The organism is Kitasatospora sp. YST-16, assembly GCF_026802215.1.
Lineage (GTDB): Bacteria > Actinomycetota > Actinomycetes > Streptomycetales > Streptomycetaceae > Kitasatospora > Kitasatospora cineracea.
This window is the reverse complement of record NZ_CP113837.1, coordinates 2,431,777-2,458,760: the sequence shown is the minus strand read 5'-3', so window position 1 is coordinate 2,458,760 and position 26,984 is coordinate 2,431,777. Positions and strand designations below refer to the sequence as shown.

At 73.2% G+C, this 26,984-nt stretch carries 21 protein-coding genes, 1 tRNA gene and 1 riboswitch; of the genes, 16 read left to right on the top strand and 6 right to left on the bottom strand.

Annotated features, from left to right (window positions below; translation table 11 throughout):
- Window positions 1-375: 375 nt before the first annotated feature.
- Window positions 376-657, top strand: coding sequence for an HU family DNA-binding protein (locus tag OU787_RS11115; RefSeq protein WP_030459611.1), 282 nt, complete (start codon window positions 376-378; stop codon window positions 655-657).
- A gap of 74 nt (window positions 658-731) precedes the next feature.
- Here OU787_RS11115 and murA read toward each other — a convergent pair whose 3' ends face one another.
- On the bottom strand, window positions 732-2,087 hold the full coding sequence (murA, locus tag OU787_RS11110) for a UDP-N-acetylglucosamine 1-carboxyvinyltransferase (protein ID WP_030459612.1): 1,356 nt from the start codon (window positions 2,085-2,087) through the stop codon (window positions 732-734).
- A 239-nt stretch (window positions 2,088-2,326) separates the two neighbouring features.
- On the opposite strand from murA, the gene OU787_RS11105 reads away from it, so the two are divergent.
- The 6 genes from OU787_RS11105 (at window position 2,327) to OU787_RS11080 (ending at window position 9,488) form a co-directional block, all read left to right on the top strand.
- Window positions 2,327-2,908, top strand: coding sequence for a YqgE/AlgH family protein (locus tag OU787_RS11105; RefSeq protein ID WP_030459613.1), 582 nt, complete (start codon window positions 2,327-2,329; stop codon window positions 2,906-2,908).
- Window positions 2,909-2,967: 59 nt separating this feature from the next.
- A complete protein-coding gene (locus OU787_RS11100; protein WP_030459614.1) occupies window positions 2,968-3,243 on the top strand; it encodes a DUF3039 domain-containing protein in 276 nt (91 codons plus the stop codon).
- A 73-nt stretch (window positions 3,244-3,316) separates the two neighbouring features.
- On the top strand, window positions 3,317-4,954 hold the full coding sequence (locus OU787_RS11095; protein ID WP_268659232.1) for a beta-N-acetylhexosaminidase: 1,638 nt from the start codon (window positions 3,317-3,319) through the stop codon (window positions 4,952-4,954).
- Between the two features lie 237 nt (window positions 4,955-5,191).
- Window positions 5,192-6,088 carry an FAD binding domain-containing protein gene (locus tag OU787_RS11090; RefSeq protein WP_030459616.1) on the top strand — a complete coding sequence of 299 codons (897 nt, stop codon included), beginning with the start codon at window positions 5,192-5,194 and terminating at the stop codon, window positions 6,086-6,088.
- Window positions 6,085-7,170: a (2Fe-2S)-binding protein gene (locus tag OU787_RS34800; RefSeq protein WP_442788453.1), complete on the top strand. Its 1,086-nt coding sequence runs from the start codon at window positions 6,085-6,087 to the stop codon at window positions 7,168-7,170. The genes OU787_RS11090 and OU787_RS34800 overlap by 4 nt, the downstream gene beginning before the upstream one ends.
- The gene (locus OU787_RS11080) at window positions 7,167-9,488 is read left to right on the top strand and encodes a xanthine dehydrogenase family protein molybdopterin-binding subunit (protein ID WP_030459618.1); all 2,322 of its coding nucleotides are present in this window, start codon (window positions 7,167-7,169) and stop codon (window positions 9,486-9,488) included. Before OU787_RS34800 ends, OU787_RS11080 begins: the two co-directional genes overlap by 4 nt.
- Window positions 9,489-9,573: 85 nt before the next feature.
- Here the strand turns inward: OU787_RS11080 and OU787_RS11075 are convergent, their stop codons facing one another.
- Entirely contained in the window at window positions 9,574-11,082 is a 1,509-nt protein-coding gene (locus tag OU787_RS11075) for a hypothetical protein (protein ID WP_268659231.1), read from the bottom strand.
- Window positions 11,083-11,267: 185 nt separating this feature from the next.
- On the opposite strand from OU787_RS11075, the gene OU787_RS11070 reads away from it, so the two are divergent.
- The 5 genes from OU787_RS11070 (at window position 11,268) to OU787_RS11050 (ending at window position 17,796) form a co-directional block, all read left to right on the top strand.
- Window positions 11,268-12,614, top strand: coding sequence for a S8 family serine peptidase (locus OU787_RS11070; RefSeq protein ID WP_268659230.1), 1,347 nt, complete (start codon window positions 11,268-11,270; stop codon window positions 12,612-12,614).
- Window positions 12,615-12,795: 181 nt separating this feature from the next.
- On the top strand, window positions 12,796-14,097 hold the full coding sequence (locus OU787_RS11065; protein WP_268659229.1) for a S8 family serine peptidase: 1,302 nt from the start codon (window positions 12,796-12,798) through the stop codon (window positions 14,095-14,097).
- Between the two features lie 347 nt (window positions 14,098-14,444).
- A complete protein-coding gene (locus tag OU787_RS11060) occupies window positions 14,445-15,824 on the top strand; it encodes a S8 family serine peptidase (RefSeq protein ID WP_268659228.1) in 1,380 nt (459 codons plus the stop codon).
- Between the two features lie 114 nt (window positions 15,825-15,938).
- The gene (locus OU787_RS11055) at window positions 15,939-16,262 is read left to right on the top strand and encodes a hypothetical protein (RefSeq protein WP_030459622.1); all 324 of its coding nucleotides are present in this window, start codon (window positions 15,939-15,941) and stop codon (window positions 16,260-16,262) included.
- A 7-nt stretch (window positions 16,263-16,269) separates the two neighbouring features.
- The gene (locus OU787_RS11050; protein ID WP_268659227.1) at window positions 16,270-17,796 is read left to right on the top strand and encodes a WXG100 family type VII secretion target; all 1,527 of its coding nucleotides are present in this window, start codon (window positions 16,270-16,272) and stop codon (window positions 17,794-17,796) included.
- 80 nt (window positions 17,797-17,876) lie between these two features.
- Here the strand turns inward: OU787_RS11050 and OU787_RS11045 are convergent, their stop codons facing one another.
- Together OU787_RS11045 and OU787_RS11040 are read right to left on the bottom strand one after the other, a co-directional pair.
- A complete protein-coding gene (locus OU787_RS11045) occupies window positions 17,877-18,596 on the bottom strand; it encodes a DUF427 domain-containing protein (RefSeq protein WP_030459624.1) in 720 nt (239 codons plus the stop codon).
- A 156-nt stretch (window positions 18,597-18,752) separates the two neighbouring features.
- A tRNA-Cys gene (locus OU787_RS11040) sits at window positions 18,753-18,827 on the bottom strand.
- A gap of 357 nt (window positions 18,828-19,184) precedes the next feature.
- Window positions 19,185-19,252, top strand: a riboswitch (guanidine-III (ykkC-III) riboswitch).
- 34 nt (window positions 19,253-19,286) lie between these two features.
- Here OU787_RS11040 and OU787_RS11035 point away from each other — a divergent pair.
- The gene (locus tag OU787_RS11035) at window positions 19,287-19,601 is read left to right on the top strand and encodes a DMT family transporter (protein WP_030459625.1); all 315 of its coding nucleotides are present in this window, start codon (window positions 19,287-19,289) and stop codon (window positions 19,599-19,601) included.
- Between the two features lie 163 nt (window positions 19,602-19,764).
- The gene (locus OU787_RS11030) at window positions 19,765-21,210 is read left to right on the top strand and encodes an MFS transporter (RefSeq protein WP_268659226.1); all 1,446 of its coding nucleotides are present in this window, start codon (window positions 19,765-19,767) and stop codon (window positions 21,208-21,210) included.
- A 114-nt stretch (window positions 21,211-21,324) separates the two neighbouring features.
- On the opposite strand, the gene OU787_RS11025 is transcribed toward OU787_RS11030, so the two are convergent.
- Complete coding sequence (locus tag OU787_RS11025; protein ID WP_030459627.1) at window positions 21,325-22,626, bottom strand: hypothetical protein; 1,302 nt, start codon at window positions 22,624-22,626, stop codon at window positions 21,325-21,327.
- 357 nt (window positions 22,627-22,983) lie between these two features.
- On the opposite strand from OU787_RS11025, the gene OU787_RS11020 reads away from it, so the two are divergent.
- Together OU787_RS11020 and OU787_RS11015 are read left to right on the top strand one after the other, a co-directional pair.
- Window positions 22,984-25,569 carry a phosphatidylglycerol lysyltransferase domain-containing protein gene (locus OU787_RS11020; RefSeq protein ID WP_268659225.1) on the top strand — a complete coding sequence of 862 codons (2,586 nt, stop codon included), beginning with the start codon at window positions 22,984-22,986 and terminating at the stop codon, window positions 25,567-25,569.
- Between the two features lie 40 nt (window positions 25,570-25,609).
- Window positions 25,610-26,230 (top strand): class F sortase, encoded by a 621-nt coding sequence (locus tag OU787_RS11015; RefSeq protein ID WP_030459629.1) that lies wholly within the window; start codon window positions 25,610-25,612, stop codon window positions 26,228-26,230.
- A gap of 103 nt (window positions 26,231-26,333) precedes the next feature.
- On the opposite strand, the gene OU787_RS11010 is transcribed toward OU787_RS11015, so the two are convergent.
- Window positions 26,334-26,849: an SsgA family sporulation/cell division regulator gene (locus OU787_RS11010; RefSeq protein WP_268659224.1), complete on the bottom strand. Its 516-nt coding sequence runs from the start codon at window positions 26,847-26,849 to the stop codon at window positions 26,334-26,336.
- Window positions 26,850-26,984 lie beyond the last annotated feature (135 nt).

Below are 26,984 nucleotides of genomic sequence, written 5' to 3'. Positions count from 1 at the left end.
CACAAGGGCAAGGGGCGTGTTTGGGCTTGTCGGTGCCAGGGCGTACGGTAGCCCTGCGACGGGGAGGCGTGTCCGACAAGTACGGTACGTCCCCAGTTGCGCCACGGCGTGTCGTCCCGGCCGCCGCCCGTTCCGGCCGTGCCGGAGCCGACGGAGCGTCACACCTCCGTCGGGTGGGCGCTGTTCGGGTCAACCACGCCGGTTCCCGATTGGCTTTCTCAGTGCCGGTCGGGGCAGGATTCGTACCCAGGCGGGCAGTTTGCGGCGCTTCGCGGTGCGAGCCCGGCCCCTGACCACCCCTCGCCTGAACGAACACCGTCGCGCGGACCGGCCATGCCTCCGTGCACGGCAGAGCAACAGACCACAGGAGTACACATGAACCGCAGTGAGCTGGTGGCCGCGCTGGCCGAGCGCGCCGAGGTGACCCGCAAGGACGCCGACGCCGTGCTGGCCGCCTTCGCCGAGATCACCGGCGAGGTCGTCGCCAAGGGCGACGAGAAGGTCACCATCCCCGGTTTCCTGACCTTCGAGCGCACCCTGCGCGCCGCCCGCACCGCCCGCAACCCGCAGACCGGCGAGCCGATCCAGATCGCCGAGGGCTACAGCGTCAAGGTGAGCGCCGGCTCGAAGCTGAAGGAAGCCGCGAAGGGCAAGTGACCCCCCGCAGCTGAACGCACCGGTGGCCCGGACCCCTCGGGGGTCCGGGCCACCGGCTTTCCCGCGCGCCGCGCTCAGGCGGTCAGCAGGACCTCGGACACCTCGGAGCCCGAGGGCAGCTCGATGTGCGCGCCCAGGTCGCGCAGCTTGTCCATGAAGTTCTCGTAGCCGCGGTTGATCAGGTCGATGCCGTGCACCGTGGAGGTGCCCTCGGCGGCCAGCGCCGCGATCAGGTACGAGAAGCCGCCGCGCAGGTCGGGGATGACCAGCTCGCCGCCCATCAGCTTGGACGGGCCGGAGACCACCGCGGAGTGCTTGAAGTTGCGCGCCCCGAACCGGCACGGGGTGCCGCCCAGGCACTCGCTGTACAGCTGGATGTGCGCGCCCATCTGGTTCAGCGCCCCGGTGAAGCCCAGCCGCGACTCGTACACCGTCTCGTGCACGATCGACAGGCCGGTGGCCTGGGTCAGCGCCACCACCAGCGGCTGCTGCCAGTCGGTCTGGAAGCCCGGGTGCACGTCGGTCTCCAGGGCGATCGCCTTGAGCTCGCCGCCCGGGTGCCAGAACCGGATGCCCGCGTCGTCGATCTCGTAGGCGCCGCCGACCTTCCGGAAGGTGTTCAGGAAGGTCATCATCGGGATCTGCTCGGCGCCCCGGACGTAGATGTCGCCCTTGGTGGCCAGCGCCGCGCACGCCCAGGAGGCCGCCTCCAGGCGGTCCGGCAGCGCCCGGTGGGTGTAGCCGTCCAGCTCGTCCACACCGGTCACCAGGATGGTGCGGTCGGTGCCCAGCGAGATGATCGCGCCCATCTTCTGCAGCACGCAGATCAGGTCGACGATCTCCGGCTCGATCGCGGCGTTGCGCAGCTCGGTGACGCCCTCGGCGAGCACCGCGGTCAGCAGTACCTGCTCGGTCGCGCCGACCGACGGGTAGGGCAGCTCGATCTTGGTGCCGCGCAGTCGCTGGGCGGCCACCAGGTAGGTGCCCTGCGGGTGCTTCTCGATGGTCGCGCCGAACTGGCGCAGCACCTCGAAGTGGAAGTCGACCGGCCGGCCGCCGATGTCGCAGCCGCCGAGGCCCGGGATGAACGCGTGCCCGAGCCGGTGCAGCAGCGGACCGCAGAACAGGATCGGGATCCGCGAGGAGCCGGCGTGCGCGTCGATGTCCGCGACGTTGGCGGACTCCACGTGCGACGGGTCGAGGATCAGCTCGCCGTCCTCGTCGCCGGTGCGGACGGTGACCCCGTGCAGCTGCAGCAGGCCGCGGACGACCTTGACGTCCCGGATGTCCGGGACGTTGCGCAGTCTGCTGGGGCCCTGGCCGAGCAGCGCGGCGACCATGGCCTTGGGGACCAGGTTCTTGGCGCCGCGGATCTGGATCTCGCCTTCGAGCGGGTTTCCGCCGTGGACCAGCAGGACGTCGTCGGTCATCGTTCTCGCAATCCGGGTGCGCAGGAGGTTTTCGGCTGCGGAGTTGGGGGAAGGGCCCTTCACCACCACTAGATGGTAGGGGGTGGGCGATTGGTTCCGGTGTGCCCTAATGGTGATCATGCTGTAGGGGGGACTCCACGGCACCGCCACTGGGCCGGACGGGTGGCCCGTCGAGGGCCGGTCCGGCGGCCCCGCGGAGCGGGTCGCCGGGTGTCCGGGGACGGCCGGTCGGGGGCATGATGTCAGACATGGAAGCGGCCCCCTCGCTCACCGGGCGACTGCTCGTGGCGACGCCCGTGCTGACCGACCCGAACTTCGCCAGGTCGGTGGTCCTGCTGCTCGACCACGACGCCCAGGGGGCGCTCGGGGTGGTGCTCAACCGGCCCACCCCGGTGGACGTGGCCGCCGTGCTGGACGGCTGGGCGCCGCTGGCGGGCGACCCGGCGGTGCTCTTCCAGGGCGGCCCGGTGGCCCTGGACTCCGCGCTGGCGGTGGCCGTCGTCCCCGGCGAGGAGCAGCACGGCGCCGACCCGCTCGGCTGGCGCCGGGTGCACGGCGCGATCGGCCTGGTCGACCTGGAGGCGCCGCCCGAGGTGCTGGCCGGGGTGCTCGGCGGGATGCGGGTGTTCGCCGGCTACTCGGGCTGGTCGCCCGGGCAACTGGAGGAGGAGATCGCCGAGGGCGCCTGGCACCCGGTCGACTGCGAGGCGGGCGACGTCTCCTGCGCCGAGCCGGACCGGCTCTGGCGGGAGGTGCTGCGCCGCCAGCGCGGGCCGCTGGCGATGCTCGCCACCTACCCCGACGACCCGCTGCTGAACTGAGCCCGGAGCCCGCGCACGTGGTGGCCCGGTTCCGGGCGGCCCCCATAGACTTGGCACCCATGAGCACTCTTGAGCCCGAGCGCGGTCTCGGCACCGGCACCCTGGTCGAGCCCGTCCCGCAGACTTCGCACGGGGACGGCGACCACGAGCGCTTCGCCCACTACGTCCAGAAGGACAAGATCATGGAGAGCGCGCTCTCCGGGTCCCCCGTGGTGGCGCTGTGCGGCAAGGTCTGGGTGCCCGGGCGCGACCCGAAGAAGTACCCGGTCTGTCCGATGTGCAAGGAGATCTTCGACGGGCTGAACAACCCCGGCGGGGACGACAAGAAGGACTGACCGCGGACGACCTGCGCAGATACCTCCCGACTGGTCTATGCCAATCGGGGTGGTCCGGGGCAGGATGAGGCCCATGGACCTCATCCCTGCCCCGTCGCACGTCCAGGCCCGCACCGACGCCCCGCCCTTCGTCCTGCACGCCGGCTCCCGGATCGCCGCCGCCCCGGGCACCGGAGCCGCCGCCCGCCGGCTGCGCGCCGAGCTGTCCGCCGCCACCGGCTTCGACCTGGACCCGGCCGCCGCCGGGCAGGACGGCGACCTGGTGCTGGCGCTCGACCCGGAACTCGGCGCCGAGGAGTACCGGCTGAGCGCTGCGGCCGACGCCGTCCGGCTCACCGGCGGCAGCGCCGCGGGCCTGGCGCACGCCGCGCAGACCCTGCGCCAGCTGCTCGGCCCCGCCGCGTACCGCAGCGCTCCGCTGCCCGGCGCGAGCTGGACGGTGCCCGCGGTGGAGGTCCGCGACGCGCCCCGGTTCGGCTGGCGCGGCGCCATGCTGGACGTCTCCCGGCACTTCATGCCCAAGGCCGGCGTGCTGCGCTTCATCGACCAGCTCGCCGCGCACAAGCTCAACGTCCTGCACTTCCACCTGACCGACGACCAGGGCTGGCGGATCGAGGTCAAGCGCTACCCGAAGCTCACCGAGGTCGGCGGCTGGCGCGAGCGCTCGATGGTCGGCTACCGGGCCGGCAAGCGGCACGACGACCAGCCGCACGGCGGCTACTACACCCAGGACGACCTGCGCGAGATCGTCGCGTACGCGGCCGCCCGGCACATCACCGTCGTCCCCGAGGTCGACCTGCCCGGCCACAACCAGGCCGCCGTCGCCGCGTACCCCGAGCTCGGCAACACCGACGTGGTCGACACCGCCGCGCTCGGCACCTGGACCGACTGGGGCGTCAGCGAGAACATCCTGAACCCCTCCGAGGCCACCCTGCGGTTCTACGAGCACGTGCTGGAGGAGGTGCTGGAGATCTTCCCCTCCACCTTCGTGCACCTCGGCGGGGACGAGTGCCCCAAGGACCAGTGGAAGCGGTCCCCGGCCGCACAGGCCCGGATCGCCGAACTCGGCCTCGAGGACGAGTTCGAGCTGCAGAGCCACATCATCCGGCACTTCGACCGCTGGCTGGCCGAGCGCGGCCGCCGGCTGATCGGCTGGGACGAGATCCTGGAGGGCGGGCTGGCCCCCGGCGCGGCCGTCTCCTCGTGGCGCGGTTACGACGGCGGGATCGCCGCCGCGAACGCCGGGCACGACGTGGTGATGTGCCCCGAGCAGCACGTGTACCTCGACCACCGGCAGGCCGACGGCGAGGACGAGCCGGTCCCGGTCGGCTGGGTGCGCACGCTGGAGGACGTCTACCGCTTCGAGCCCGTCCCGCCGCAGCTCGACGGGGACGCCGCCGCGCACGTCATCGGGACCCAGGCGAACATCTGGACCGAGTTCATGGACACCGGCCGGGACGTCGACTACAAGGCGTTCCCGCGGCTGGCCGCGTTCGCCGAGGTCGCCTGGTCCGACCTGCCGCGCGACCCGGCCGCGCGCGACTGGGCGGGCTTCGAGCGCCGGATGGCCGGCCACTACCCGCGGCTGGACGCGCTCGGCATCGAGTACCGCCGCCCCGAGGGCCCGCGCCCCTGGCAGCGCAAGCCCGGCATCGTCGGCCGCCCGCTGGCCGGGAAGCCCGGACCGTCCGGCGAGAACACCGCCCCGTGAGCCCGCGGGCCCGGTGACGGAGAGTCAGGAGGAGGGAACTCCGGGCGAGGCCCGGTCGTCATGACCAGGTGAACAACCGATCACCCGGGACACGACCTGATCGCGGCCGCGTCCGGAGTTGTCCCGAGTTGTTCGGACCTGTCCGCCACCCGGGAAATGATCAGCGGTCTTTGTGTGCCAGAGTTGCCCAACCCGCACCGATCGCCCGTACCCTACGGGCGGCAGTCCGCACTGCAAATGGAGCACGGTGGGAACCTGGTGAACCGGACGATCATGTTGCCGGCCTCGGTGGACGAGGCGGTCGAAGCGCTGGCCGCGACCCCCGGGGCGGTGCCGGTGGCGGGCGCCACCGACCTGATGGAGGCCGTCAACGCCGGGCGGCTGCGGCCCGCCGCCCTGATCGGACTCGGCCGGATCACCGAACTGCGCGGCTGGCGCTACGAGGATGGCGGCACCGCCGTCCTCGGCGCCGGACTCACCCACGCCCGGATGGACCGCCCCGACTTCGCCGCCCTCATCCCCGCCCTCGCCGACGCCGCCCGCACCGCCGGACCCCCGCAGGTGCGCAACGTCGGCACCCTCGGCGGCAACGTCGCCACCGGCGACCCGGCCGGCGACACCCTCCCGGTGCTCGCCGCCCTCGAAGCCACCGCCACCCTCGCCCGGGCCGGCAGCGTCCGCGACGTGCCGATCAGCCACCTGCTCACCGGACTCGACCCGCTGCGCCCCGGCGAACTGCTCACCTGGGTGCGGGTCCCGCTGCTGCACGCCCCCCAGGTGTTCCTCAAGTCCACCGGCCGCAGCGGCCCGGCCCGCGCCGCCGCCTCCGTCGCCCTGGTCCTCGACCCCGCCCGGCGCGGCGTGCGCTGCGCCGTCGGCGCCGTCGCCCCCGTCCCGCTGCGGCCGCTGGAGGCCGAGAGCTGGGTGGCCGGCTGCATCGACTGGGACGCCCGCGGCGCCGAGGGCGCGGTCCTGATCGACCCCGCCGCGCTCGCCGCGTTCGGCGAGTACGTGGCCGGAGCGTGCGTCCCCGAGGGCGGGCCGCACGGAGAGGGGGCGGGCTCGGCAGCGACCCGCCTGCGGCGTACCGTGGCGGTGCTGGCCCGCCGGGCACTGGGAAGGGCGCTCAAGTGACGGACGAACTGCTGAACCACCCCGGGGCGCTCACCGGCGACGTGCGCCCCACCGCCTCGTACGCGCTGCGCGTCAACGGCGTCGAACGGCCCGTCACCGACGCCTGGATCGGCGAGAGCCTGCTGTACGTGCTGCGCGAGCGGCTCGGCCTGGCCGGCGCCAAGGACGGCTGCGAACAGGGCGAGTGCGGGGCCTGCTCGATCCAGGTCGACGGCCAGCTGGTCAACGGCTGCCTGGTGCCCGCCGCGCTCGCCGCGGACAGCGAGATCAACACCGTCGAGGGCCTGTCCGGCGCGGGCGGCGCCAGCGACGTCCAGCAGGCGCTCGCCGACTCCGGCGCCGTCCAGTGCGGCTACTGCACCCCCGGCCTCGCCATGGCCGTCCACGACCTGCTGCAGCGCAACCACCGCCCCGGCGAGGTCGAGGCCCGCCAGGCGCTCTGCGGCAACCTGTGCCGCTGCACCGGCTACCGCGGCGCGCTCGCCGCCGTCCAGGCCGTCGCCGACGCCCGCGAAGCCGCCCTGGAAGCCGAGCTCGAAGCCGCCGAACAGGCCGCCGCCGCAGGCCCGGCCGCCGAGCACGCCCCCCCGGCCGCCGCCGAACCGCCGCACCCCGACCCGGGCGGCGAACTCCCGCTGTACGCCGACTCCGAGATCTGGCACGAGGCCGACCAGCCGGCCCCGCCGCAGCCCCCCGTCGCGCAGGACGACGACACCCTGCGGGCCGGCGGCTACGCCTACCCGCCCACCCCGCCGCACGGCACCGCCGTCCCGGGCTCCTGGACCGGCACCGACGCCTACGCGGCCCCCGACGCCTACGCGGCCCCCGACGCCTACGCGGCCCCCGACGCCTACGCGGCCCCCGGCGGCTTCCCCGCTCCCGATGCCTTCGCCGCGGGCGATGCCTTCGCCGCGGGCGGCACCGACCCGTTCGGCACCACCACGTACCACGACGCGGGCCCCTACGACGGCACCGTCTACGCCACCGACGGCTACGGCACCGACGGCTACGGCACCCCGTACCCCGGCCACGACGCCACCCCCGCCCACGGCATCCGCCTCCCCGAGGACGAGAACGCATGACCTCCGCCACCGAGCTCCCGGCGGCCGCCCCCGCGGACCACGAGACCGGCACCACCGGCCTCGGCACCTCCCCGCTGCGCACCGACGCCCTCCCCAAGGCCCTCGGCATCTACCCCTACGCCGCCGACCTGTGGGCCGAGGGGCTGCTCTGGGGCGCCGTGCTGCGCTCCCCGCACCCGCACGCCCGGATCGTTTCGGTCGACACCGCCCCCGCGCTCGCCGTCCCCGGCGTGCACGCCGTGGTCACCGCCGCCGACCTCCCCGGCGGACCGGACGGCACCCCGGACGGCGCCCCCGACGGACCGCTCGCCGCCGACCGCCCCGTGCTCGCCGCCGGCGTCGTGCGCCACCACGGCGAGGCCGTCGCCGCCGTCGCCGCCGACCACCCCGACACCGCCCGGCTGGCCGCCGCCGCGATCCTGGTCGAGTACGAGGTGCTGGAACCCGTCACCGACCCCGAGGCCGCCTTCCACGCCGCCCCGCTGCACCCCGACGGCAACCTGTTCCGGCACCTGCCGCTGCGCACCGGCGACCCCGACGCGGTCGGCGAGATCGTCGTCGAGGGCCTCTACCAGGTCGGCCGGCAGGACCCGGCCCCGATCGGCGCCGAGGCCGGCCTCGCCGTGCCCCGCCCCGACGGCGGCGTCGAACTGCACCTGTCCTCCACCGACCCGCACGGCGACCGCGACCGCACCGCCGCCCGCCTCGGCCTCGACCCCGACCGGGTCCGCCTGGTCGTCACCGGCGTCCCCGGCGCCACCGGCGACCGCGAGGACCTCTCCTTCCAGGTCACCCTCGCGCTGCTCGCGCTGCGCACCGGACGGCCGGTCAAGATGGCCCTCACCCGCGCCGAGTCCTTCCAGGCCCACAACACCCGGCACCCCGCCCTGCTGCGCTACCGCCACCACGCCGACGCCGAGGGCCGGCTGGTCAAGGTCGAGGCGCAGATCCTGCTCGACGGCGGCGCCTACGCCGACGTCTCCGCCGAGGCGCTGGCCGCCGCCGTCGCCTTCTCGGTCGGCCCCTACACCTGCCCCAACGTCTTCGTCGACGCCTGGGCGGTGCGCACCAACAACCCGCCGGCCGGCCGGATGCGCGGCGAGGGCGCCCTGCAGACCTGCTTCGCCTACGAGTCGCAGCTCGACCAGCTCGCCCGGCAGCTCGGCGTCGACCCGGTGGAGATCCGCCGCCGCAACGCCATGACCACCGGCGACCCGCTGCCCACCGGACAGGCCGTCACCTGCCCCGCCCCCGTCGAGGCCCTGCTCGACGCGCTCGACGCCTCCCCGCTGCCCGCCCTCCCGCTCGACGACCCGGAGGCCGACTGGCTGCTGCCCGGCGGCCCCGGCGGCGCGGGCGACCCCGCCGCGGTGCGGCGCGGCATCGGCTACGCGGTGGGCATGGTGCACATGCTCGGCGCCGAGGGCGAGGACGAGGTCGCCACCGCGACCGTCCGGGTCTCCGGCGACCACGCCACCGTGATCTGCGCGGCCGTCGACTCCGGCCAGGGCTTCGCCACCCTGGCCCGGCAGATCGTCCAGTCCGTGCTCGGCGTCAGCGAGGTGTACATCGCGCCCGTCGACTCCGACCAGTCCGCGGCCGGGCCCGCCGCCCGCAGCCGGCACACCTGGGTCTCCGGCGGCGCCGTCGAGCGGGCCGCGCTGATGGTCCGCCACCAGATGCTGCAGCCGATCGCCGCCGACTTCGGCATGTCCGTCGAACTGCTCACCATCACCGACGGGAAGATCACCTCGTATGACGGCGTGCTCGGCATGCCGGTCAGCGAGGCCCTGGAGGGCCGCGAGCTCTGGGCCACCGCCCAGTGCCGGCCGCACCCCACCGAGCCGCTCGACCCCGAGACCGGGCAGGGCGACGCCTTCGTCTCCATCGCGTTCTGCGCGATGCGCGCCGTCGTGGACGTCGACATCGAACTCGGCGCCGTCCGGGTCGTCGACGTCACCGTCGCCCAGGAGGTCGGCCGGGCCCTCAATCCCCGGCAGATCGAGGACCGGATCGAGGGCGCCGTCGCCCAGGGCGTCGGACTCGCCCTGCTGGAGAACCTGCGCACCGAGGGCGGCGTCCCCGTCAACGCCTCGCTCACCGGCTACCGGCTCCCCACCGCGCTCGACACCCCCGACGTCCGGATCGCCGCCCTGCTGGAGGAGCGCGACGTGGTCGCCCCGTTCGGCGCCAAGGCCGTCAGCGCGGTGCCCGCCGTGGTCGCGCCCGCCGCGGTCGCCGCCGCGGTCCGCGCCGCGACCGGGCTGCCGGTCGGACGGCTGCCGATCCTGCCGGAGGACGCCACGGTGCCGGCCTGACGGGGCTGCTGGGGGCTGCTCGGTCCGACGACGGGCCTGGCGCGGGCCTGATCGGTCCGGTGGCCCCGCCCGTTCGGGCGGGGCTTCAGCGCTTCTGGTCGGTCTTGGTTTTGCTCTTGCTCTTGGTCGCCGACGTCGCGGCGCGGACGTGCTCCGCCCAGGCCGTCTGGAACGCGTCGCCGCTCTGGCCGGTCGCCGCGGCCAGCTCCTCCGCGTACCCGCTCGGCTTGGCGTAGTGCGCGGCGACGAAGGCGAACACCTTGGCCTCCCCGTACGTCGCCGCCAGGTACCGCACCGCGTCGCCGCTCAGCGCGTAGTTCGCGGACCGGGCCTCGGCGGTGTCCGCGTAGAACTCGCCCTCCTCGCCCGGCAGCCGGCCGTCGAACTCCACCTCGCGCAGGTCGTCGGCCAACTCCTCGCGGGCCAGCGAGTCCTTGCCGCGCAGCGCCATGAACTCGGCGAAACCCTCCGCCACCCAGTCGTGCGGCTGCCCCTTGCCGGCGGCCGTCGGACGCTCCGACAGCAGCGTGGCGACGATCGCGTGCGCCATCTCGTGCCGGCCGATGTCCGTCACGCCCTCCTGCCAGTGCGAGCCGGTGAACCGGCTGTCGGTGGTGTCCATCACGATCCGGCTGCTGCCGACCGTCATCCCGTCCGCACCGTTGCGGCCCGGCGCGTCGGCCGCCACCACCGGCATGTTGACGCCGGCCTCCAGGCTGTCGTCCTGCTTCCCGTCGCCCTGGTACAGCTTGTTGTAGACCTCCCGGTTCTTCTCCAGCACCACGAAGAACCCCTGCGCGCCCCGCCGTTCGCCGGCCGGCGCCGGCGCGAACTGCCGCCAGGCCGACAGGTCGTCGCCCGCGGCCCGGGCCAGCACGTCCACGTCCCGGTCCAGTTCGCCCTCCTGGCCCTTGTCCGCCATCGCCACCAGGTGGTCGCGCACCCGCACCGACAGGTCGTCGTACACGTCCCACGGCGCCGGGTAGTACCCCGTGTCCAGGCTCTTGCCCTGGTGGTCCTTCACCGCCCCGACCCCGGTTATCACCTCCGTGCCCGACCCCACCGGCAGCACCTGCCACCCGTACTCCTCGGCGATCGGCAGGTTGTCCACGTCCTTCACCTGGTGCACGAAGTCCACCCGCAACTGCCCGTTCAACGGCGACGTGGACACCTCCCAACGCGCCGTCTCCCACGGCACCTTGAGCAGGTTCCGGAACACCAGCCGCTGCCGGTCCTTCACCGCCCCCGCCGCGAACGGCCGGACGAACGCCTCCTCGTCCTTCGCCGCCAGCGCCCGCGTCAACCCGTCCGCGACCTTGCGCCAGTTCTCCTGCTCCACCACGTACGCGGGCGTCGTCGGCCGCTTCCGGTGCACCTGCAGGTACGCCGTCCCACCCACCGCGGCCGCCACCACCAGCAGCACCACCCCGATCCCCAGCCACGCCAGCACCCGCGCACCCCGCCGCGGCGGCTGCGGCGGGTACGGGTACGGGTAGGGGTACGGCGGCCGGTACTGCTGATCCTGGTACTGCTGGTACGGCGGCGGCGGGTACACCGGCCCCGACTGCCCCGGAAACGACTGCTGCCCCGGCACCGGCCCACCGGACTGCGGCGGATGCGTCAAGAGACCCCCCTGGACGAACGACGCGCCATTCATAGCACAGCCCCCGACCCACCCCCACCAGCCCTTTCCCCACCAGCAGTGCGTGAACGATACGATCCCCCCGTCCCAGCCCCCACAACCCGGGCCGGGACACCGACCGGGGGGTGGGGACACGCATGACGCACAGCCGAATCACGCGAACACTGGGCACGGCCGCCCTGACCGCAGGCATCCTGCTCGGCACCCTGCCGACCGCGCCGGCGGCGTCGGCGGACCAGGTGCGGGACGGGCAGTGGGCGAACTCGTACTTCGGGCTGGACAAGGTGTGGTCGGTCAGCAAGGGCGACGGGGTGACCGTCGCGGTGATCGACACCGGGGTCAAGGCCAGTCACCCGGATCTGACCGGGTCGTTACTGCCGGGCTATGACCCGGGGGGCCAGGGCCGGGAGATCAAGCCGACCAGCGAGCACGGGACGGGCATGGCGAGTCTGATCGCCGGTCACGGGCACGGCAACGGCGAGGGCGTGGTCGGCCTCGCGCCCGGTGCCAAGATCCTGCCGGTCTACCGGGGGGAAGGCAACACGATGCCGCAGGGCATCGAGTGGGCAGTCGACCACGGTGCCAAGGTCATCAACATCTCCCAGGTCACGACCACGAGTGGGCCGGAAGACTTCGTCGAGGCGGTGTCCTACGCCCTCCAGCACAAGGTGCTGGTCGTGGCCGGTTCCGGTAACAACGCCGGCGCGGTCCGCACCCCGGCGAACACTCCAGGTGTGTTGGCGGTCGGTGCCGTGGACAAGAACCAGAAGATCTGGGGGAAGTCGAACTACGGTCCCGAGCTCATGCTGACGGCACCCGGTGTCGGCATTGTGACGGCCGCCCCCGAGACGGTCGGCTCCTGCCGGAACCCGTACTGCATCGGCGACGGGACTTCGGTTGCCACCGCTTATGTCTCTGCCGCGGCGGCCCTGGTGTTCGCCAAATATCCGGATCTCACGCCAGGGCAGGTGGCCAATCGCCTGGTGAAGACTGCCACGGTCCCCGCCGGTGTCTCCCAACTACCCGACGCCCGCTACGGGTACGGCACCATCCATCCCTACGAAGCCCTGACCAAGGACATCCCGCCCGGCCCCGCCCAAGGACCACTAGCAGCCTCCGCCGACACCGCAGCCACGGACAGCACTGGCCAAGGCCCGGACGGGCATCGCTCCGATCCGGCTGTACAGGGCATCCAACAGCCGTCGTCCGGCCTGTCGTTGCCGCTGATCGCGGGCATCGGCGGCGGCGCGGTGGCGCTCCTGATCGTGGTGATCGTCGTGGCGGCAGTGGCGAGCAGCCGGAAGCGCAGGCGGGCCCAACCGCTGCCCTACCAACCGGGCCCCGTCCCGCCGCCCCACACCGCCCCGCCGGGCTGGCCGCCCGCGCCGCCGCAGCAGTACGCGCAGCAACCGTACGGGCCGCCACCGGGGTATCCGCAGCAGCAGGCGCCCTATCAGGGGCCTTACCAGGGCGGCGGTCGGTAGCCGAGGAAATGTAGTGGCCCTGCCACGGGAGGCCAGTGCCAGGGCGGGTGGCGGACGATACGATCGGACCGTCCTGTGTTCCGGGGGCGCTGCGAGAACGAACGGGCTGTCTACTGACGGGTGTTTGATGAGGCTGGCCAGACTGACAGGTGCGCTCGGTACGACCGCTTTGACAGCGGGCATGCTGTTCTCGGGGGCGCCGGTGGCGTCGGCGGACCAGGTTCGGGACGGGCAGTGGGTGAACTCGTACTTCAACCTGGACAAGGTGTGGGCGGTCAGCAAGGGCGACGGCGTGATTGTCGCGGTGATCGACTCGGGCGTTGACGCCTCGCACCCGGACCTCGCGGGTTCGGTGCTGCCCGGCTACGACCCGGGTGGTCAAGGCCTCAACACGAATCCCACGGATGATCACGGCACCTCGATCGCGGGAATCATCGCGGCGCACGGCCACGGAAGCGGAGACGGCGTGGTCGGCCTTGCGCCGAGCGCGAAGATCCTCCCCATCTACAAGGGGAAAGCGGACGGGACCAGCGCTCTTCCCGAAGACATCAAGTGGGCGGTCGACCATGGCGCCAAGGTCATCAACCTTTCCCTGGGGAGTGACGCGAAAGCAGGTTCGCGCTCTGCTCTGACAGAGGCGGTCGCCTATGCGGCAAAGAACGACGTGCTCATCGTGGGGGCGGCGGGCAACGAATCCCTCAAGACCGTGGACAGCCCCGGCAATGAGCCCGGGGTGCTCGCTGTGAGCGCCGTCGACAAGTCCGGTGCGATCTGGCCTCGGGCGAATTCCGGCCCCGAGGTGAAGATCGCAGCCCCCGGTGTGGACATCGTCATCGCCTGTGCGGGCGGAAAGTACTGCATTGGTGACGGCACGTCCGAAGCGACCGCGTACGTCTCCGGTGCGGCGGCCCTTCTCCGTGCGAAGTACCCTGAACTGACGGCTGGTCAGGTGGCCAGCCGGTTGGTCAAGACGGTGCAGGTGCCTGCTTCGCTGCAGGGTGCGAAGGTGCCTGACTCGCGTTACGGGTACGGGATCTTGGCGTTGTACGAAGCCCTAACCAAGGACATTCCCGCAGGTCCGCCACAGGGCCCGCTCGGTGGTGCCTTCGGAGCGACTTCGGAACCCTCGTCGACTTCTTCCGCGGCTGCGGGCGGCGCAGGGGCAAGTCCGGCCGGCACCCTGCCGCCTCTTCACTCGGTGTCCGGCGGGAGCTCTGCGAGCTCCGGCGTGGGAACCGGAGCTCTGGTCGCGGTCGTTGGCGGGGCCGTCGTACTGGTGGTCGTCATCGTGATCGTCGTGGCAGCGAGTCGTCGTCGTGCCGCCTCGGTGCCACCGCCTGGCCACCCGCCGTACGGTGCTGCTCCTCGATGGCCTCCGGCTCCCCAGCAGTACAGCGGTCAGGGACAACCAATGCCTCCACAGCCGTACGGGAACCAGGCTGCTCCGCCGCAGTACCCTCCGCAGCAGAACCCCTACAACTGATCGCAGGCTTCGGTGGCGGCGCGGTGGCACTCCTGATCGCGGTAATCATGGCGGCGGCAGTGGCGAGCAACCGGAAGCTCAGGCGAGTCGAACCGCTGCCCTGTCAACATCAACCGGGCGCCGGCCGGCCGCCCTACACCGCCCCCGCCGGGTATCCGCAGCAGCAGGCGCCCTATCAAGGGCCTTACCAGGGCGGCGGCTGGCAGTAGCCAGGTGGTGGTGAAACGTGACAGACCTGTCGTGGGAGGCCCCTGTCCGGGCGAGCGACGGACGATAGGATCGGACCGTCCTGCGTTCCGGGGGCGCTGCGAGAACGAACGGGCTGTCAATCGACTGACGGGGTACTGATGACGCTGACCAAAGCCATGCGCGTGCTCGGCGCGACGACACTGACGGGAGCGTTGCTGTTCAGCGCCGCCCCGATGGCGTCGGCGGACCAGGTGCGGGATGCGCAGTGGGCCAACTCGTACTTCAACCTGGACAAGGTGTGGTCGGTCAGCAAAGGCGATGGTGTGATCGTCGCGGTGATCGACTCCGGGGTCGATGCGAACCATCCCGACTTGGCGGGGTCCGTGCTGCCGGGATACGACCCGAGTGGTCATGGGTGGGACGCCAAGCCGACCGAGGAGCACGGGACGGGCATGGCGAGCCTGATCGCCGGGCACGGGCACGGCAATGGTGAGGGCATACTCGGCCTTGCGCCCGGAGCCAAGATCCTGCCGATCTACCGGGGAACGACGACGACGACCAGCGATGCCATGCCGCAGGGCATCAAGTGGGCGGTCGACCACGGTGCCAAGGTCATCAACATCTCTCAGGTCACGCCCCGAGGGGTGGAGGACGGCTTCGCCGATGCGGTGTCCTACGCGCTCCAGCACAAGGTGCTGATCGTGGCCGGCTCCGGAAACGACGCCGGCCCGGTCCGCACCCCGGCGAACATTCCCGGGGTGCTGGCGGTCGGTGCCGTGGACAAGAGCCAGAAGGTCTGGGCGAAGTCGAACTACGGCCCGGAGGTCATGCTGACGGCACCGGGCGCCGACATGGTGATGGCCGGTGTGGAGGGGCTCGGTTCCTGCCAGGGCCAGTACTGCAAGGCCGACGGCACTTCGGACTCGACCGCCTACGTTTCCGCTGCTGCGGCCCTGGTGTTCGCCAAGTACCCGGACCTCACACCGGGGCAGGTGGCCAACCGTCTGGTGAAGACGGCTGCAGCTCCTGCCGGTGCCGCCCAACTGCCGGATGCCCATTACGGATACGGAATCGTCCAGCCGTACGCGGCGCTCACCAAGGACGTTCCCGCCGGATCCGCACAGGGGCCGCTCGCTGCCGGTGCCGCTGCTCCGTCCGCCGGCTCCCAGGCATCGACAGGCGCGGGCAACGGTGACGCGAGTACGGGCGGACTTGATTCTCCCGGTGCTGTGACGGGTATTCAGCAGTCTTCGTCGGGGTCGTCGTCGTTGCCTCTGATCCTGGGCATCTGTGGTGCTCTGGTCGTGCTGCTCATCGTGGTCGTTGCGATTGCCGTGGCAAGCAGCCGGAAGCGGAACCGTTCGCAGGGGTTCCAGGCCCAGGTCGGCGCTCCTGCTCAGTACGGGACCCCGCCAGGGTGGGGCCCGGCACAGCAGCAGTACGGCCAGCCCGGGCAGCAGCCCCCGCCGCCGTACGGCTACCCGCCGCAGCAGCCGCCTTATAACAACCCGTACCAGGACGGGAACCAATCGCGTTGACGGTGTGTTAGCGCGCCGTCCAAACGCGATACGATCGAACGCTCTGACTGAGACAACCCGTCAGTCAGAGTGCTACCACGGGGAAGTTTCGACACTCCAGGGGGAGAGGGCCTCGTGTCCGACGGATACAGCGTCAACCCTGCAGAGCTGGAGGCAGTCGTCAAACGACTGCGGGCCCTCCAGCAGAACATCAGCACCTGCGGGACCAACACCAAGTACAAGACCGACATCACCCAGGATGCCTTCGGCGGTGACTTCGTCGAGGCCCGGGCACTGTACAGCGCGCACGGGAACATGCAGGCGTTCCTGACCCAGACGATCTCGTCCATCGACGCGCTCATCAACGAGTACGGCGACAAGACCCAGATCGTCCACGACCGCTACGTGGGTCGTGAGGACGACGGTCAGACAACCATGAACCAGATTCAGGCGGGGTGAGTCAGAGATGGCCGAGAGGACGCAGTTCGACAGCTACGCCCTGATCCCGCTCAAGAACATGGTGTCCGGCTCGAATCCCGGGCGGATCAAGGAAGTCGGTCAGCACTGGCAGAACGTCCACGAGGAGCTGACGCAGGCCGCCGCGGACCTGCAGGCGGCGATCGAGCACGCCACCGCGAACTGGACCGGCGCGGCCTCGCAGGGCTTCGCCACCAAGGGCGGGCAGATCCAGCAGGGCATGGTCAGCACCGCCGCGCACGCGCAGAACACGTCCGTGGCGATGAACTACGCGGCGACCGCGCTCGAGCAGACCAAGTCGACCATGTCGCAGATCAAGGTCCCTAGCTTCATGGACCGGGTCGGCAAGACCTTGAGCGACGGCTTCGCCAGTTCGGACGAGGGGTTCAAGCGTGACCTCGCGTCGGGCATGAACCGGATCGACGCGGTCAACAAGAACGCGCACGACCTGTCCGCCACCGAGGTCGCGCACCAGTACGCGATCGGTGTGATGGAGCACCTGGGCCCGCAGTACACCCAGGCTGCGGCGTACATGGACGCCGGTCAGCCCAGCATCTCGGAGCCCGGGCAGAAGTTCCCGCCGGACCCGCCCACCACGGTTCTGCCGCCCGGCCACACCCCGCCGAGCCTGCCCAACCCGAAGTACCCGAGCGGGGTGCCGCCGCAGGAGCCGCAGCAGCCTCCGACGACGGGGCTGCCCGGGGTGCCGCATCCGACGCAGCCGGTGCATCCGGTGCAGCCGGTGGTTCCGCCGGGGGGGACGTTGCCTCCTGGGGGTACGTTGCCGCCGTTCACTCCGCCGACGTTCACGCCTACGCCGCTGCCGCCTTCGACCGGGATCCTGGGGGTTGACCCGCCGCCTGTGGTGGGGACGCCGCCGGGGTCCGGTGGTGGGCTGCCCGGTGGGGTGGGGACGCTGCCGAGTGGTGGTGGCGGTGGTGTCGGCGGGTCCGGTGGCGGTGGTTACGTGCCGGGTGTCGGCGGTGGCGGTTACCTGCCCGGTGGCGGTGGTCTCGGCGGTGGTGGCCGGGTGTCCGGCGGCGGTGGGCTGTCGGGTGCCGGCGGGGCCGGTGGCAGCCGGGTGTCCGGTGGCTCGGGTGCCGGAGGTGCCGGCCGTGGTGCCGGTGCCGGTGCCGGTGCTGCGGGGGCCGGTGGCTCGGGTGCCGGTGGTGCCCGCGGGGCTGCGGGAGCCGGCGGGATGGGCGGCATGCACGGCGGTGGCGCCGGTGGTGCGCGGGGTGGTGCTGCCGGTGGCAAGGGCGGCAGCGGCCTGGTGCGCAAGGCCGGTGGCACGGTCGGTGGTGCGAAGGCCGGCGGTGCCGGTGGACGGGCGTTCACCGAGGGCGGTTCGGGCATCGGGAAGGGGCGTGCCGGGCAGGCGGGCGCGGCCGGGATGCACGGCGGCTCGGGCAGCGGCGGCAGCAAGAAGAAGAACCAGGGGCACCGTCCCGACTACCTGGTCGAGGACGAGGACACCTGGCGCGGTGGCGAGGCCAACCCCGGCGTCATCGAGTAGTCGAACGGGGATGCGGCGGGCGTCGGCGGTGGTCCTGGGGACCGTTGCCGGCGCCCGCCGCCGTTGTGCGCGCGGGGTGGTCAGTCGAGGTGGAGGGTGACCCGGTCGTCGTAGAAGGCGACCAGGCCGGCGATCTTCTGGGACTCGGCGAACGGGGTGGGGTACGTCCAGGCGATGTTCGGGTGGAGGGTGTCGCCGAGGCGGACGGAGAGGTGGTCGGCGGCGCCCTTGTAGGGGCAGTGGGTGGTGCGGGTGCCCGGTTCGAAGAGCGGGAGGACCAGGTCGGTGGGGGCGAGGTAGCAGCGGACGGGCAGGCCGGTCTCGAAGAGCAGGCGCGGGGAGCGGGAGAGCGCCAGCAGGGTGCCGTCGAGTTCGACCCGGACGGTGCGGGAGGAGGCCAGGATGTCGATCCGAGTGTACGGGGAGCGGGCGTGGGTGAAGACCTGCTCGTCCTCCTCGTACCAGGCGTCCATCGCCGCCCAGTCGAAGCGCAGGTGGTCGCGGAGCGCCCCGGCGGGGGCGTCGGGGTACTGGCGGACGGCGTGCTCGGCGGTGCGGCCGTTCGCGGTGAGGTCGAAGACCCGGGCGGTGCCGAGCAGGGGGCGGCTGGAGACCCGGTCGGTGGGGGTGAGCAGGTCGGTGCGGACGTCGGCGGTCGGGAAGTAGTGGACGGGGTGGCGGGGGCGTTCCCAGACCAGCAGGGCGCGGGTGGTGTCGGCCACCGCCAGCCCGCCGAGGTAGGTGCGGATGCGTTTGCCGCAGGGTTCGATCCGCGGCACGGTGCCGTCGCTGGAGGCCATGCCCGGGACAACGGCCGGCGCCGCCCGGGAGTTTCCGGACGGCGGGGCGGGAACCGGGGAAGCGAAAATCGAAAAGGGGAAATGGAAATGGCGGCGGAATTCACCGGGCGACCGGCCGAGAATGGCGGGCGCCCGGTGAATTCCGCCGGGGTGGAATGGAGACCATGACGGGAATCGAACCCGTGTAAACCGCTTTGCAGGCGGTTCCCTCAGCCACTCGGGCACATGGTCATGGGGGGTGGTGCGAACGGTGCTGGAACGGTGCCGCGAACGGCGCGATCGGGCCCGCGCAGACGTCAGGACGCCTTCGGCACAGGGGAGTTGCGGATCAGGCGCAACAGCGGCAGCGGTGGCCGCGGCGACAGGAGCGGGCGCAGCCGGGACAGGAGGCACAGGTGCGGGGCGCTGCGAGGGCCGCCGTCTTCCTGTTCATCGCCTTCTCCTGTCGTGTGCCGGACCGTGCCGGACTGTGTGGGGCTGCACCGGATGCTTCCTGCGGTCCGGTGAATTCACTATAGCGGGCGGCGGCGGGGCGGAGTCAATGTCCTTTCATGAATTCCGTGTTTCGCCGCTGTGCTACCTTCGGTGGTGAGGCGGCCGTTCGCGGCGCGTCCCGGACGAGGTGCGTCGTACCCGGCACGACAAGACGGCGCGGTAGGTGGTTCGACTACTGCGGAGGAGTCCGTCGTCATGGCTTGGGTGGTTCTGATCGTGGCCGGAGTGCTGGAGACCGTGTGGGCGGTGGCACTGGAGGCGTCCAAGGGGTTCTCGCGGCTGGTGCCGAGCGTCGTGTTCGCGGTCGCGCTGGCGCTGTCGATGGGCGGGCTGGCGTACGCGATGCGGTCGATCCCGCTGGGGACGGGGTACGCGGTGTGGGTCGGCATCGGCGCGGTGGGCACCGCGGTGTACGGGATGGTGGCGATGGGGGACGCGGTGAGCGCGGCCCGGATCACCTGCCTGGTGCTGATCCTGTCCGGGGTGGTCGGACTCAAGGCGCTGCACTGATGCCTCCATCACCTGTACTGCCCGCACTGCCTGCGCCGATGCCCGTACTGCCTGCGGCGATGCCCGCCCCGGTGCGGCGGGGGAGGTCCTAGGCCGCGGGGCGGAGTCCGGTTCCGACCGCAGGTCAGGATCAAACTGCCGCAACGGCACTTACCATGTCGAGGTGACCAGCACCTCCCAGGCCGAAACGGCAGCGCCCCCGCATCCCCTCCTCCCCGGCGACGACGGCACCGGCGGAGTGCTCAGCGGCCCCTGGCGGGCGCTGACCCTCGGTATCGTGTCGGTGGTGCTGCTGCTGGCCTTCGAGGCGACGGCGGTGAACACCGCGATGCCGACGGCCGCCCAGCAGCTCGACGGCATCGGCCTGTACGCCTTCGCGTTCTCCGGGTACTTCACCACCACCCTGCTGGCGATGGTGGTCTCCGGGCAGTGGTGCGACCGCCGCGGCCCGGTCGCCCCGCTGTTCAGCGGCATCGCGGTGTTCGCCGCCGGGCTGGTGACGGCCGGCACGGCGGTGAACATGTGGATGTTCGTCGCGGGCCGGGCGGTCCAGGGCCTGGGCGGCGGGCTGGTGATCGTCGCGCTGTACGTGGTGGTCGGCCGGGCGTTCCCGGAGCGGCTGCGGCCGTCGGTGTTCGCGGCGTTCTCGGCGGCCTGGGTGCTGCCCTCGATCCTCGGCCCGGTGATCTCCGGCGCGGTCACCCAGCACCTCGGCTGGCGCTGGGTGTTCCTCGCGGTACCGGTGCTGGTGCTGCTGCCGCTCGCGGTGATGGGGCCGGCGCTGCGCCGCTCGGAGCGGTCCCAGCCGCCGGTGCGGGCGGGCCGGTACGACTGGCGGCGCACCCGGGACGCGGCGATGGTCGCGGTCGGTGCGGCGCTGCTGCAGTACGCGGGCCAGCGGCTGGACGCCTGGGCGCCGCTGCCGGCCGTGGCCGGGCTCGTGCTGATGGGCCCGGCGGTGCTGCGGCTGCTGCCGCGCGGCACGCTGCGGGCGGCGCGCGGGCTGCCGACGGTGATGCTGCTGCGCGGGGTCGCGGCGGGCGCGTTCTTCGCGTCGGAGCTGTTCATCCCGCTGATGATGCAGACCCAGCGCGGGCTGTCGGTAACGATGGCGGGCCTGACGCTGGCGCCGGGCGGGCTGTCCTGGGCGTTCGGGTCCTGGCTGCAGGGGCGGCCGGGTGCGGACCGGCACCGGGCGGCGCTGATCCGGGCCGGTTTCGTGGCGACGGCGGTGGCGGTCGGCGGGGCGGCGCTGGTGCTGTTCCCGGCGGTGCCGGTGTGGGTGACGGCGGTGTTCTGGGCGGTCGGCGGCGCCGGGATGGGCCTGGCGATCGCCAGCATCAGCGTGCTGATGATGAAGCTGTCCGAGCCGGAGGAGACCGGCGGCAACTCGGCGGCCCTGCAGCTCAGCGACGCGCTGGGCAACGTCCTGCTGACCGGCCTGGCGGGCGTCCTGTTCGCGGCCCTGGGCGGCGGCGCGGTGGGCGCGGCGGCGGACGGCGGGGCGCTGCCGGCGGGGGCGTTCGCCGCGGTGTTCCTGACCATGCCGGCGGTCGCGCTGGTCGGCGCGGTCCTGTCGGGGCGGGCGACGGCGAAGGCCGCGGCCTGACGGACGGCTCCGGCCGGGCCGCGCCCGGGCGGGGAGCGCGGCCCGGCCGGAGCCGGGGGCCGGGGTGGAGCCGGGGGCCGGGGTGGAGCCGAGGGCCGGGGGTGGGGCCGGGGGCTACTTGCCGCCCGCCACCGCCGGGACGGACGGGGAGGCCGCGCCCTTGGCCGGGGTGCCGGACCCGCCGAGGTAGGCGTTCCAGCCCTCCTTCGGGGCCTGGCCCGGGGGGAGGGCCTGGAGCTTCTTGAGCACCGCCGGGTCCTGGGCCTCCAGCCATTCGACGAGCTGCCGGAAGGAGACCATCCGGACCTCGGGCTTGTCGGCGATCTGCTTGAGGGTCTCCTCGACGGCGTTCATGTAGATGCCGCCGTTCCACTGCTCGAAGTGGTTGCCGATGATGAACGGCGCCCGGTTGCCGTTGTAGGCGCGGTCGAAGCCGGCCAGGTACGAGTCGCGGGCCTGGGTCTGCCAGAACGCCTGCTTGCCGGGGTCGCCCTTGGTGTTGTCGCCGGACTGGTTGTACATGATGTTGTAGTCCATCGAGAGCACCTGGAAGGTGTGCCCGGGGAACGGGATGGACTGCAGCGGCATGTCCCACAGCGCGCCGCCGGCGAACTTCTGCGGCCACATCTGCAGGCCGCCGGGGCCCGAGCTGTCGTACTTCCAGCCGCGCTTGACGGCGGTGGGGAGCAGGCCGCGCTGGCCCTCCAGACAGGGGGTGCGGCCGCCGATCAGCTCCTTGCGGTAGTCGAAGGGCAGCGCGGGGAGCTCGGTGTTGCCGGTGTTGGTGCGCCAGTTCATGACGAAGTCCATGGCCTGCTGGATCTCGCTGTCCCAGTCCTCGGGGGACCACTTGCCGCCGCCGTTGGCGCCGCAGAAGTGGCCGTTGAAGTGGGTGCCGATCTCGTGGCCGTCCAGCCAGGCGGCGCTGACCTGCTCGATGGTGGCGCGGATGTGCTGGTCGCTGAGGTAGCCGATGTCGGAGGCGCCGATCGAGTGCTGCGGGGGGTGGTACAGGGTCTTCTTCGACTCGGGCAGGGTGTAGATGCCGCTGAGGAAGAAGGTCATGGTGGCGTCGTGTTCCTTGGCGAGCTTCCGGAACCGGCTGAACAGCTGGTTGTCGAGCTCGCCGGCGCCGTCCCAGGAGAAGACCACGAACTGCGGGGGCCGCTGGCCGGCCTCCAGCGGGACGGCCTGCGGCTGGTGGGGCTGCGGGCCGGTGTCGGAGGTGGAGCCGTCGCCGATCAGGGTGGCGGGGGGCTTGGGGACGGCGCTGGGGCTGCCGTTCGCGGCGAGGCCGTCGGCCTGCGCGGGCGGGGCGGAGCCCCCGCTCCCGGAGGTGCTGGCGCAGCCGGCGGCCAGGGTGGCGGCGGTCGCCGCACCGGCGGCCAGCAGCGTCCTGCGGGAGAGGGCGTCCATGTCTCACATCCGTTCACCAGGGAGTCAGGGGAAGTCACCGGCCGGATGAACGGTCCATCAGATGAAATGGAGAGATGCGTCGTCCGGGGGAGTCGGCCTCAGCATGGCACGCGTCCGGGCGCCGCGCCGGTAAGCACGCCCCCGGTACGGATGACCGGGGGACGCCACGCCGGGACGCTCACCTGTTCGGCGCACCGGGCCGGGGCGGCGGCGGGGCCGGGGAGTTGACTGGACGTCAGGGCGACCGGCGCACGGCCCGGCCCGCCCGTACCGTCCGACGCACCCAGCCCGCCCGATGCACCCGCCGGCGCACCCCGCCGCCCGACGCACCCGCAGACACGGAGGTCGCACCCGCCGATGTGGCAGCCGCTGATCGACGCCTACCGCGACCGGATCGTCGACACCGGACGGGAGCCGCTGTTCCTGCTGCTGCTCGGCCTGGTGCTGTCGTTCCTGTTCATCCGGCTCAGCACCCGGATGATCCGGGCCCGGGTCCGCTGGTGGCCGGGCAACGTGGCCCCGGGCGGGCTGCACATCCACCACGTGGTGTTCGGCCAGACCCTGCTGCTGGTCTGCGGGGTCGCCGCGTTCGCGGTGCGCGGCGACGGCGGCGACTGGTGGAACCTGCTCGGCTTCGGGTTCGGCGTCGGCGCGGGCCTGGTGCTGGACGAGTTCGCGCTGGTGCTGCACCTCAAGGACGTCTACTGGTCCACCCAGGGCCGCACCTCGGTGGACGCCGTGATGCTGGCCGCCGCGGCGATCGGGCTGCTGCTGGTCGGCGAACTCCCGCTCGGCGGCTTCGCCCGGCACCCCGACGGGCCGACCCTGGCCGGGGCGGCCGTGCTGCTGGCGCTGGTCGTGGTCAGCCTGCTCAAGGGCAAGACCTGGACCGGGCTGCTGGGCATCATGCTCTGGCCGCTGGCCCTGGTCGGCGCCGTCCGCCTCGCCCGCCCCGCCAGCCCGTGGGCCCGCTGGCGCTACCGCTCCCGCCCCCGCCGGCTGGCCCGCGCCGAGCGCCGCGAGGACCGGATCCACCGCCGCCTGGTCGCCGTCAAGACCGCCGCGTACGACCTGGTGGCCGGCACCCCCGACGCCGACCCGGAGGCCCCGCCGGAAGCCGCGGCGCCGGAGCCCGCGCCCGTCGATCCGGTGCCCGTTGATTCGGTGCCCGCCGAGCCGGTGCCCGGGCGGCCGCCCGCGCGCTGGCGGCTGCGCTGCGCCGCGGCGGCCCGCTGGTACCTGCGGATCGCTACCTTGCTGAACCTGCTTGGCGCGCTGGTCGCCCCGTTCCGGGCCCAGGTCGAACGGGCCGACCGGGGCGAGTACTTCACCCCCGTGCTGGTCACCTCCGGCTTCACCACCGCGCTGCTGACCGGGCTGCTCGCGGTGATGCTGCGCCGCCGCAAGCGGGCCGCCTGGATCGCCGCGCTGGCCGTCACCGCCGTGCACGCCGCCGTCTACGCCCTGGCGCTGGCCTTCCCCGAGTACCGCGCCCACCCGTTCAACTGGGTCTCCGCCGCCCTCACCCTGGCGCTGCTGCTGGCCCTGCTGGCCGCCCGCCCGGTGTTCCGGGTCCGCGGCGGGCGGGGCAACCTGCCGCTGGCCGCCGCCGTGCTGCTGCTCGGCGGCGCGCTGCTGACCGGCCTGGGCGCCGTCGCCGTCCGGCTCGCGCACACCGACGGGGTGCCCGGCTGGGGCGAGGCCGCCCGGTACGCGGTGCTGCGGCTGGTCACCGTCTCCGGCGTGCTCCGGGTCACCGACGTGGACGTGCCGGGCTGGGTCGACCTCGGCCTCAACCTGCTGGCCACCGCCCTGCTGCTGCTCACCCTGCGGATCCTGCTGCGCTCCGCGCACGGCGCCGAGGGACAGGGCCCCGAGGACGAACGGGCGCTGCGCGCCCTGCTGGAGCGGCACGGCGGACGCGACTCGCTCGGCTACTTCGCGCTGCGCCGCGACAAGTCGGTGTGCTTCTCGCCCAGCGGCAAGGCCGCCGTCGCCTACCGGGTGGTCAACGGGGTGGCGCTGGCCTCCGGCGACCCGGTCGGCGACCCGGAGGCCTGGCCGCAGGCGATCGAGGAGTGGCTGCGCCGGGCCCGCGCGCACGCCTGGATCCCCGCCGTCACCGGCGCCGGCGAGCGCGGCGGCACCGTCTACGTCCGGACCGCCGGGCTGCGCGCCCTGCACCTGGGCGACGAGGCGGTGGTCGCCGCGGCCGGCTTCACCCTGGAGGGCCGGGAGATGCGCGGCCTGCGGCAGACCTGCCGCCGGCTGGCCCGGGCCGGGTACACGGTGGTGGTCCGCCGCCACCGGGACGTCCCCGCCGTGGAGTTCGCCGACCTGGTCCGGCTCGCCGACGCCTGGCGGCACGGCCGCACCGAACGCGGCTTCTCGATGGCGCTGGGCCGGCTCGGCGACCCCGCGGACGGCGACTGCCTGCTCGCCGAGTGCCGCGACGGGGCCGGGCGGACGGCCGCGCTGCTCTCCTTCGTCCCCTGGGGCGCGGACGGCCTCTCGCTCGACCTGATGCGCCGCGACCGGGAGTCCGACAACGGCCTGGTCGAGTACACCGTCGCCGAACTGCTGCTCCGCGCCGGGGAGTTCGGGACGGCCCGGGTGTCGCTGAACTTCGCCATGTTCCGCGAGGCGTTCGAGCCGCGGCTGGGCGCGGGCCCGGTGCTGCGGCTGTGGCGCGGGGTGCTGCGGTTCCTGTCCCGCTGGTGGCAGCTGGAGTCGCTGTACCGGGCGAACGCCCGCTACCGGCCGGTCTGGGAGCCGCGCTACGTGCTGTACGAGAAGCCCTCCGAGCTGCCCGCGATCGGCCTGGCCACCGCGCTGGCCGAGGGCTTCCTGACCAGGCCCCGGCTGCGGCGCGGCCGCCGCCGCGCTGACGGCGCGTCACCCGGACAGAACCCACCGGGTGCCCGGGCCCCGGCACCCGGGTGAACTGGGCGGGCCGGAGTCGGCGGAGGACGGAGGGCGTGCGGTGGGCGAGCGGACGTGGACCGGGGCGGTGGCGGCCGCAGGAGCCGTCGTCGCGGGCGCCTGGCTGCTGAACGGCGGCCTGACCGGCACCCTGCCGCCGGCGCCGGCCGCCGCGCAGGCGTACGACGGCACCCCGGTCGGCCCGGCCGTCCCCGCGCTGCCGCCCTCGCCGCCGGTGCGGGTGCGGATCCCGGTGCTCGGGGTGGACGCGCCGGTGGCCCGGCTCGCCCTGGACGGCGAGGGCCGGCTGCAGCCGCCGCCGGAGGAGGACCGCAACCTGGCCGGCTGGTACCGGGACGGCGCCGCGCCCGGCTCCAGCGGGGCGGCGGTACTGGCCGGGCACGTCGACAACGCGCACGGCCCGGCGGTGTTCTACCGGCTGGGCTCGCTGCGCAAGGGCGACCAGCTGGAGGTCGCCCGGGCGGACGGGGCGGCCGCCTGGTTCCAGGTCGACGGGGTCGAGGTCTACCCGAAGAGCGGGTTCCCCGACCGCAAGGTGTACGCGGCCACCCCCGACGCCCAGCTGCGGCTGATCACCTGCGGCGGCGGCTTCACCCGGGAGGGCGGCTACGACGGGAACGTGGTGGTCTACGCCCACCTGGTCCGCACCCAGCGGGCCTGAGCGGCCGGGAGCGGGCGGGGGAGTCGCGCGGCCGGGAGCCGTCGGGCCCGAGCGGCCGCCGTCCTGACGGTGCGTGAGGGCGCGCCGCCAGGACGGCGGCCGGTCAGGCCAGCAGCTCGGCGAGCGCCCGGTCGCAGTCCAGGTGGCTCAGCTCCCGGCCCTCGGGCACCGCCAGGTAGCTGTGCCACAGGAAGCGGCGCAGGTCGGCCCGGTCGAACTGGAGCAGCGCGACGCCCTCGGGGGAGCGCAGCTCGACCACGGTGCGGGTGCCGAGCGCGGGGCGGACGTGGACGTCGCCCTCGCCGCTGGGCAGGTCCAGCCCGGCGGCCAGCAGCTGGCGGGCGAACACCCACTCGACCCCGTCGGCCGGCCCGGGGGACGGCTCGGCGGGCAGGTCGGCGTACGGGTCGGCCGGGTCGCCGTACTGGTCGCCGTACGGGTCGGCCGGGTCGTCCAGCGGGTCGGGCTCCAGGGCGTACTCGGCGGGGAAGACCATCCGGACCGCCAGTGGGTCGTCGGCCCGGTAGTGCAGGGTCACCCGCAGCAGCGCGGAGCGGTGGGTGCTGACGATCAGCCGGGCGTGCGTGGTGTGCTCGACCGGCGCGGGCGCTGCGGACACGGCGGTTCCTCCCGAAGGTGCGTGCTGGTACGGGTGCGACCGGTGTCGCTCCCCGGTGAGGAAGAGTCGGGAAGGGCGGAAGGGATTACACCGGTTCCGGCCCCTCCTTCAGTGATCTGCGTCACACCCGGGTGG

Bases quoted from the DNA above. Each gene is read 5' to 3' on its own strand.
- OU787_RS11115 (WP_030459611.1), top strand. From the start codon at position 376: ATGAACCGCAGTGAGCTGGTGGCCGCGCTGGCCGAGCGCGCCGAGGTG.
- murA (WP_030459612.1), bottom strand. From the start codon at position 2,087: ATGACCGACGACGTCCTGCTGGTCCACGGCGGAAACCCGCTCGAAGGC.
- OU787_RS11105 (WP_030459613.1), top strand. From the start codon at position 2,327: ATGTCAGACATGGAAGCGGCCCCCTCGCTCACCGGGCGACTGCTCGTG.
- OU787_RS11100 (WP_030459614.1), top strand. From the start codon at position 2,968: ATGAGCACTCTTGAGCCCGAGCGCGGTCTCGGCACCGGCACCCTGGTC.
- OU787_RS11095 (WP_268659232.1), top strand. From the start codon at position 3,317: ATGGACCTCATCCCTGCCCCGTCGCACGTCCAGGCCCGCACCGACGCC.
- OU787_RS11090 (WP_030459616.1), top strand. From the start codon at position 5,192: ATGGAGCACGGTGGGAACCTGGTGAACCGGACGATCATGTTGCCGGCC.
- OU787_RS11080 (WP_030459618.1), top strand. From the start codon at position 7,167: ATGACCTCCGCCACCGAGCTCCCGGCGGCCGCCCCCGCGGACCACGAG.
- OU787_RS11070 (WP_268659230.1), top strand. From the start codon at position 11,268: ATGACGCACAGCCGAATCACGCGAACACTGGGCACGGCCGCCCTGACC.
- OU787_RS11065 (WP_268659229.1), top strand. From the start codon at position 12,796: ATGCTGTTCTCGGGGGCGCCGGTGGCGTCGGCGGACCAGGTTCGGGAC.
- OU787_RS11060 (WP_268659228.1), top strand. From the start codon at position 14,445: ATGACGCTGACCAAAGCCATGCGCGTGCTCGGCGCGACGACACTGACG.
- OU787_RS11050 (WP_268659227.1), top strand. From the start codon at position 16,270: ATGGCCGAGAGGACGCAGTTCGACAGCTACGCCCTGATCCCGCTCAAG.
- OU787_RS11045 (WP_030459624.1), bottom strand. From the start codon at position 18,596: ATGGCCTCCAGCGACGGCACCGTGCCGCGGATCGAACCCTGCGGCAAA.
- OU787_RS11035 (WP_030459625.1), top strand. From the start codon at position 19,287: ATGGCTTGGGTGGTTCTGATCGTGGCCGGAGTGCTGGAGACCGTGTGG.
- OU787_RS11025 (WP_030459627.1), bottom strand. From the start codon at position 22,626: ATGGACGCCCTCTCCCGCAGGACGCTGCTGGCCGCCGGTGCGGCGACC.
- OU787_RS11020 (WP_268659225.1), top strand. From the start codon at position 22,984: ATGTGGCAGCCGCTGATCGACGCCTACCGCGACCGGATCGTCGACACC.